This is a genomic window from Phytobacter sp. V91, assembly GCF_965644225.1.
Lineage (GTDB): Bacteria > Pseudomonadota > Gammaproteobacteria > Enterobacterales > Enterobacteriaceae > CBFFRJ01.
This window is the reverse complement of record NZ_CBFFRJ010000234.1, coordinates 1-3,581: the sequence shown is the minus strand read 5'-3', so window position 1 is coordinate 3,581 and position 3,581 is coordinate 1. Positions and strand designations below refer to the sequence as shown.

Genomic DNA, 3,581 nt, shown 5'->3' with positions numbered 1-3,581 from the left:
CAGCTCAGCTAAGGTAAGGCTAATACAGATAAGGACTCCACTGAACCCCACCGATTAAATCGCACCTTCCCTAATAACAAAGGCATTAACAAATTGGGCGGTGGCCTTTCTGCCGAAGCATTAACCGAAAAAGATAAAGCCGATATCATCACAGCCGCTGAAATAGGTGTTGATTATCTAGCGATCTCATTCCAGAGATGTGGTGAGGATTTGCACTATGCGCGCCGACTTGCTCGCGCTGCGGGATGTAATGCACAGATTTGTGCCAAAGTTGAGCGTGCAGAAGCTGTATGCAGCAAAGAAGCCATGGATGACGTCATTATGGCATCAGACGTTGTCATGGTCGCACGTGGTGACCTCGGGGTTGAAATTGGCGATCCTGAACTTGTCGGTATCCAAAAGACTTTAATCCGTAGAGCACGCAAATTTAACCGTGCCGTCATTACTGCGACGCAAATGATGGAATCAATGATTAACAGCCCGATGCCCACACGAGCTGAGGTTATGGATGTGGCGAATGCCGTGCTGGATGGTACTGATGCAGTAATGCTCTCTGCCGAAACCGCAGCGGGCCAATACCCTGTTGAAACCGTTGCTGCAATGGCGCGTGTTTGTATCGGGGCTGAAAAGATCCCTGGCATCAATGTATCTAAGCACCGCTTGGATACACAATTTGATAATGTAGAAGAAGCCATTACGATGTCAGCTATGTATGCAGCTAACCATCTTCAGGGGGTTAAAGCCATCATCACAATGACCGAATCTGGCCGCGCACCGCTTATGGCTTCTCGCATCAGTTCGGGCTTGCCTATCTTTGCTCTTTCTCGCCACGAACAGACACTCAATCTGGCAGCGTTATACCGTGGGGTAACCCCGGTTTACTTTGACAGTGATAATGACGGTGTTGCCGCTGCAAACGATGCAGTAATTCTCTTACGTGAGAAGGGATACCTTAATTCAGGTGAGTGGGTCATTGTCACTCAAGGTGATGTGATGGGTGCCAGTGGGAGTACCAATACAACACGTATTTTGACTGTTCAGTAGAAAACCCTGATTAACTTTGCACAGTAGCTCTCTACATAGAGAGCTACTACGTATTTTTAGGCCATTACCTGATATTTGCATACTCTGAGGTGTCTATGTTTAAACGGATGCGTGTCGTCGTGTGTCTTTTATTTGTACTGGGATTATTTGCTTCATTGCAATTAGCATCTGGTGTGATGTTTCTTAATACCATACAAACAGACAAAGAAAATTTTATTTTTAACCAACACCTTCGCGATTTGCAGACTCAATTGGGGACATCGTGGATGGCTCTCGTTCAGGCCCGGAGCACGCTCAATCTAGCAAGTGTGGATTATATGGCCGCGGAAAATCATAATGATCTAAATAATGACGTCAAAATATTGGTTGTTGAAGTCGAAGAAAAATTGAGTCTGGCAGATACTGCCATGAATAAATTCGATTCTTTCTTGACGGACCAAGATCGCGAATCAGTTTATGTCCAGGCTTTACATTCAAATTTCACAACATTTCGGTCTGCTCTTTCTGAACTGACCCGCTATATCAAAGATGGAAACATTGATGCGTTTATCAGCCAACCTACGCAACAATTTCAGGACAATATGGAGAAGGCTTTCGATAACTGGCTAATTGATTGTGATAAGTACGTAGTTATTGGTGCAGAAAAAAACATCAAGGCATATTCCGCTGCACACTGGGTTTTACTCTCATTGTTATTAATTACTTTGGCGGTTATCGTTATCGTCTGGGAACGAATGAATAAACTTCTTATTCTTCCGCTAAATAAAAGTATTGAGTATATTCGGAATGTTTCACGAGGAGATTTAACACAAAAAATAGACATTACGGTACATAATGAAATAGGTGCCTTACTCTCGTCGATTAAAAATATGCAGGATGAGTTAACTCGCACAGTAAGCTCTGTACGTGAAGGTTCCGATTTTATATACAATAGTTCGGTGGAAATTTCTGCCGGGAACGGTGATCTTTCAACCCGAACTGAACAACAGGCTTCATCACTGGAACAAACGGCTGCAAGTATGGAAGAGTTAACCGCAACGGTTAAGCAAAATGCGGAGAATGCGCAGCACGCTTCTTCTTTAGCTCGTAATGCATCGACGATTGCTCAGTAGGGAACGGAGGCTATGGCCAATGTGGTTAAGACCATGCACGAGATAGTCGGTAGTTCCCAAAAAATTGCAGATATTACTACTGTGATTGATGGCATCGCTTTCCAGACAAATATTCTTGCTTTGAACGCCGCTGTGGAAGCTGCGAGAGCCGGTGAACAGGGACGAGGATTCGCAGTCGTCGCCGGAGAAGTCCGTAACCTTGCTCAAAGAAGTGCCCAGGCTGCGAAAGAGATAAATGCATTGATTGATGATTCCGTTAAGCGTGTAGAAACAGGTTCCTCAATGGTTGAGGGCGCCGGAGATACCATGAAAGGTATTGTTGACGCGACGATGCGTGTTACGGACATCATGGGGGATATTGCTATTGCATCTGGTGAACAGAGCCGTGGCATTGATCAGGTTGGTTTAGCCGTTGCAGAAATGGATCGTGTAACCCAGCAAAATGCCGTGCTTGTTGAGGAGTCCGCTACTGCTGCTGCGGCTCTGGCAGAACAAGCTGGTCGTTTAAAGCTTGTGGTAGAGCAATTCAAAGTTCGTGAAAATCCTTTGATAACAGCTAACACCCATATTGAGAGTGTATCTGCTGTAGCGCTACATGTTGGCTGACGAATGCCCAATAACGTACTGAGTTAAAAGGTGAAAAGAGGTATATGCCAACTATTGAGCGCTATTCTTGTTAGTGGGTGCCTCTTTTAACAAATGTCCATTCTAACTGTATTGCCTTGTTTGGTGTGCCTGGCAATGTCAGTTGTTGGACCAATAGTTCTACTGCAATTCTGCCCATTTCCTGAGCCGGTTGATGGATGGTGCTCAAGGCGGGAGAAACCATTTCCGCGACAGGTATATCATCGAAACCAATGATGGCAAGTTTTTCGGGGATCTCAATACCGCGTTTTTTGGCTTGTTGCGTCGCGCCTATAGCTAATATGTCAGATACTGCAACAATGGCATCGGGTGGATTAGGGGATGTAAAAAGCTCCTCGAGTGCAGCCATACCTTCCTTAAATGAAATTTCGTTGGCATAGACTGTATTTTTATATTGATAACCCGATTCCTCCACTGCGCGTTCGTACCCACGCTGACGTTTATTGGCATAGGAAAAACCCCAGTCTGGCTTATTAAAGCAATCTTTTTTTTCCCGGATTCAAGAAGGGTTTTTGTTGCCGTATAGGCAGCATCATCATCATCAATGCTTACACTTGAAAAATTATTGGGATCGCTTGTTTCGCCACAAAGGACCCAGGGGATTCCATTACAGTATTTTTTGCAATCAGGGTGCATAGAGATCTCATCAAGGGAAATGACTCCCTCAATAGTCTTACTGGCCGTCAAATTTAATAATTCATCAATTAAGGAAGGTGCGATTTAATCGGTGGGGTTCAGTGGAGTCCTTATCTGTATTAGCCTTACCTTAGCTGAGCTGTA

General features: G+C 44.7%; 3 protein-coding genes and 1 pseudogene. 3 read left to right on the top strand and 1 reads right to left on the bottom strand.

The window, feature by feature from the left end; translation table 11 throughout:
• Window positions 1–72: 72 nt before the first annotated feature.
• The 3 genes and pseudogenes from pyk to ACSZO4_RS25090 all read left to right on the top strand — a co-directional run.
• Window positions 73–1,044: pseudogene (gene pyk / locus ACSZO4_RS25100) on the top strand (pyruvate kinase); the annotation flags it as partial.
• A gap of 95 nt (window positions 1,045–1,139) precedes the next feature.
• Complete coding sequence (locus tag ACSZO4_RS25095; RefSeq protein ID WP_437891810.1) at window positions 1,140–2,156, top strand: Tar ligand binding domain-containing protein; 1,017 nt, start codon at window positions 1,140–1,142, stop codon at window positions 2,154–2,156.
• 12 nt (window positions 2,157–2,168) lie between these two features.
• The gene (locus ACSZO4_RS25090; protein ID WP_437891809.1) at window positions 2,169–2,762 is read left to right on the top strand and encodes a methyl-accepting chemotaxis protein; all 594 of its coding nucleotides are present in this window, start codon (window positions 2,169–2,171) and stop codon (window positions 2,760–2,762) included.
• A 70-nt stretch (window positions 2,763–2,832) separates the two neighbouring features.
• On the opposite strand, the gene ACSZO4_RS25085 is transcribed toward ACSZO4_RS25090, so the two are convergent.
• Entirely contained in the window at window positions 2,833–3,300 is a 468-nt protein-coding gene (locus ACSZO4_RS25085; RefSeq protein WP_437891811.1) for a substrate-binding domain-containing protein, read from the bottom strand.
• Window positions 3,301–3,581: the final 281 nt, after the last annotated feature.